The 3,716-nt window shown below is 76.3% G+C and carries 2 protein-coding genes; both read right to left on the bottom strand.

Annotated features, from left to right (window positions below):
* Window positions 1–309, bottom strand: a 309-nt coding sequence (locus ACIQOV_RS32215) for a UvrD-helicase domain-containing protein (protein WP_401054237.1), incomplete at its 3' end; no start/stop codon positions are given.
* Between the two features lie 58 nt (window positions 310–367).
* Window positions 368–3,688, bottom strand: coding sequence for an ATP-dependent helicase (locus ACIQOV_RS32210; protein ID WP_401054236.1), 3,321 nt, complete (start codon window positions 3,686–3,688; stop codon window positions 368–370).
* Window positions 3,689–3,716 lie beyond the last annotated feature (28 nt).

Below are 3,716 nucleotides of genomic sequence, written 5' to 3'. Positions count from 1 at the left end.
CGCCCTCCCCCAGTCCTCGTCCACGGGTGCCCCCTGCCCGCCGAGACGCAGCGAGGCCCGCACGCGCTCGGAGAGCTCGCCGGCGGCCTTGTTGGTGAAGGTGAGGCCGAGCACCTCCTCGGGCCGTACGGCACCGGAGCCGACCAGCCAGACCACGCGGGCGGCCATCACCGTGGTCTTGCCGGAGCCGGCGCCGGCCACGATCACGGCCGGTTCCAGGGGGGCGCCGATGGCCGCCATCTGCTCCCGGTTGAACGGGATCCCCAGCAGCTCCTTGAGCTGGTCGGGATGGCTGAGCACGGCGGTCACCCCGCAACCGTAACCGGAGCGACGGACAAACCCCGCCCGGCCGTTCCCCGCCCGCCCCCTACTCGACGAGTTGGGTGCCGTCCCGCTGGGCGGAGCAGCTGCGGCGGAAGGCGCAGCGGTCGCAGCCCGCGCCGGTCCGCGGGACGAAGCGCTCGGCGAGGACCTTCCCGGCCGCCTCGGCGAGCAGGTTCTCGATCCAGGGCTCGCCCTCCGGCGGCTCCTGCCGCTGCACCTTGGGGGCGTCCGAGGCGGCCTTGGCGGCGGGCTCGCGCAGGTGGACCAGTTCGGCGCCGCCGGTGTCCGGCGGGTGCCCGGTGAAGCCGGGCAGCTCGTTCAGGGCGCCGGCCCGGACGGCGAGCTGGTAGACGGCGAGCTGCTTGTGCTCGGGCAGCGACTTGTCGGTGGGTATCTGCTTGCCGGTCTTGAAGTCGACCACGTAGGCGCGCCCGGCCGCGTCCTTCTCCACCCGGTCCATCGAGCCGCGGATGCGCACCGCGACGCCGCCGACGTCGAGGGTGACGTCGAAGCCGTGCTCGGTGGCGACGAGGTCCCGGCCGCGCTCCAGGACGTGCCAGTTGAGGAAGCGCTCCAGGGCGGCGCGGGCCTCGGTCTTCTCCTGCTGGGACTTCCAGGGCGCGTCGAAGGCCAGCGCGTCCCAGACGGTGTCCAGCCGCTCCATGAGCACGGCGAGGTCGGCGGGGGTGCGGCCGGAGCCGACCTCGTCGGCGAGGGCGTGCACCACGTTGCCGAAGCCCTGGGCGGCCGAGCCCGCGCCGCGGGCCTTGACCTCCTTGTCCAGGAACCACTGCAGGGAGCAGCTCTCCAGCTGTTCCAGCCCGCTGCCGGACAGCCGGACCGGCACGTCGGCGCTGCGCAGCGGTTCGGGGGCGGTGGTGGGGTCGTCCAGGCCCCACCAGCGCTCGGGCTGGGCGGCGGGCACCAGCGGCAGCCCGTCCTCGTCGGTGGCGGCGGCCAGGGTGGCGAGCCGTTCGGCGGCGGCGCGGCGCAGTTCGGGCGAGCGGGCGGGGTCGACGGTGACGGCGCGCAGTTCGGCGACCAGTGCGGCGACGGACAGCGGGCGGCGCGGGCGGTGGGTGACGTCCTCGACGGTGACCGGCGGGGTGCGGCGGACCACCTTGCCGGTCCGGGGGTCGACGTCCTCGCGGTAGAGCTCGCGCAGGAAGCGGGACGGTTCGTCGCCGTCGTCGGCGGGGGCCTTGACGGCGGTGACGATCAGCCGCTCCTTGGCGCGGGTCGCGGCGACGTAGAAGAGCCGGCGCTCCTCGCCGAGCAGGGCGCCCGGGGAGAGCGGTTCGGCGAGGCCGTCGCGGCCGATCCGGTCGGCCTCCAGCAGGGAGCCGCGGCGGCGCAGGTCGGGCCAGAGACCGTCCTGGACGCCGGCCACCACGACCAGGCGCCACTCCAGGCCCTTGGAGCGGTGGGCCGTCATCAGGCGCACCGCCTCGGGGCGCACCGCCCGGACGGTGAGGGTGTCGGCGGCGATGTCCTGGGCTTCGAGCTCGGCGAGCAGGTCCAGGGCGCTGCGGTGGCCGGTGACCTGCTCCTCGGCCCGGGCGGCGGTCTCGAACAGGGCGCACAGCGCGTCCAGGTCGCGGTCGGCGTTGCGGCCGGCCGCGCCGCCGCGCAGGGCGGCCCGTTCGAGCCGCTCGCGCCAGCGCCGGCTGCCGTCCCACAGCTCCCAGAGCGCCTCCTCGGCGGTGCAGCCGCCGGCCAGCTGTTCGCGGACCTTGCGCAGCAGGGTGCCGAGGTCGCGGGCGCGGCGGGCGTGCGCGGGGTCGAGGGCGACGAGGCGCTCGGGTTCGGCGAGGGCCTCGCGGATCAGTTCGGCGGCCGGGCGCGGGACGGCGGCGGGGCGGCCATCGGCGCGCAGCGCGGCGCGTTCCTCCTCGCGCAGGGCGCGGCCGAGCCGGCGCAGGTCGGAGCCGTCGAGGCCGCCGAGCGGGCCGGTGAGCAGGGCGTGCGCCACGTCGGTGGTGAGCGGGTCGGGGGCGTCCGGGTCGCCCTGCTTGTCCCGGGCGGCCTGCTCGGCGCAGGCCCGCAGGGCGAGCAGCAGCTGGGCGACGGCCGGCTCCTCGCGCAGCGGCAGGTCGTCGCCGTCGATCTCCAGCGGGACGCCGGCCGCGCCGAGCGCCCGCCGCACCCCGGGGATGGAGCGGGCGCCGGCCCGGACGAGCACGGCCATCTCGCCCCAGGGCACGCCGTCCTCCAGGTGGGCGCGGCGCAGCAGGTCGGCGATCGAGTCCAGCTCGGCGCCGGGGGTCGGGTAGGTGTAGACCTCGACCCTGCCGCCCTCGCGGGAGGGCAGCAGGGCGCGGTGCTGGGCGAGCTTGTCGGCGGGCAGCCGGCCCATCGGCATCCGGCGGGCGACTTCCCGGGAGGCGGCGAGCAGCACGGCGCCGGAGCGGCGGGAGACCCGCAGCACCTTGACCTCGGCGGGGCTGCCGTCGGCCCGCCGGAAGGCCTGCGGGAAGTCGAGGATGCCGTTGATGTCGGCGCCGCGGAAGGCGTAGATCGACTGGTCCGGGTCGCCGACCGCGACGAGGTCGCGCCCGCCGCCGGCCAGCTGGCGCAGCAGCCGGACCTGGGAGGGGTCGGTGTCCTGGTACTCGTCGACGAAGACGACCTCGTAGCGCCGCCGCAGCTGCTCGCCGACCTCGGGACGCTCGGCGAGCAGCACGGCGCGGTGGACGAGTTCGGCGTAGTCGAGGACGCCGCGCAGGTCGAGGACGTCGAGGTAGTCGGCCAGGAAGTGCGCGGCGGCGGCCCAGTCGGGGCGCTGGACGCCCTGCGCGAAGCGTTCCAGTTCGGCTTCGCCGAGGCCGAGTTCGCGGCTGCGGGCGAGGACGGCGCGGACCTCGTCGGCGAAGCCGCGGGTGGTCAGGCAGGCCCGCAGGTCCAGCGGCCACTCGATGCGGGTGCTGCCGTGCTTGGCGTCCTCGGCGCCGCCGGCCAGCAGCTCGCGGACCATGACGTCCTGCTCGGGGCCGGAGAGCAGCCGCAGCGGCTCGGCGTAGTCCGCCGGGTCCTGGTGGGCGCGCAGCAGGGCGTAGCAGAAGGAGTGGAAGGTGGTGGCCTGCGGGGCGGCGGCCGAGCCGCCGAGCCGGCCGGACATCCGGTCGCGCAGTTCGGTGGCGGCCTTGCGGCTGAAGGTGAGGACGAGGATCCGCTCGGGGTCGGTGCCGTCCTCGATCCGCCGGGCGACCGCCTCGACCAGGGTGGTGGTCTTGCCCGTGCCCGGTCCGGCCAGCACCAGCAGCGGCCCGCCGGTGTGCTCGACCACGGCGCGCTGGTAGGCGTCCAGCACGGGTGGGTCGGGCTGGACGAGCGGGCTGCGCACGAGCCGGTAGGGGGAGCTCACGAACTGGTCCTGGGGGTCGAACGGTGGG

This window comes from Kitasatospora sp. NPDC091257 (assembly GCF_044757675.1).
Lineage (GTDB): Bacteria > Actinomycetota > Actinomycetes > Streptomycetales > Streptomycetaceae > Kitasatospora > Kitasatospora lactacystinica.
Note: the sequence above shows the minus strand (reverse complement) of the source record. Positions and strands in the feature narration are given on the sequence as shown.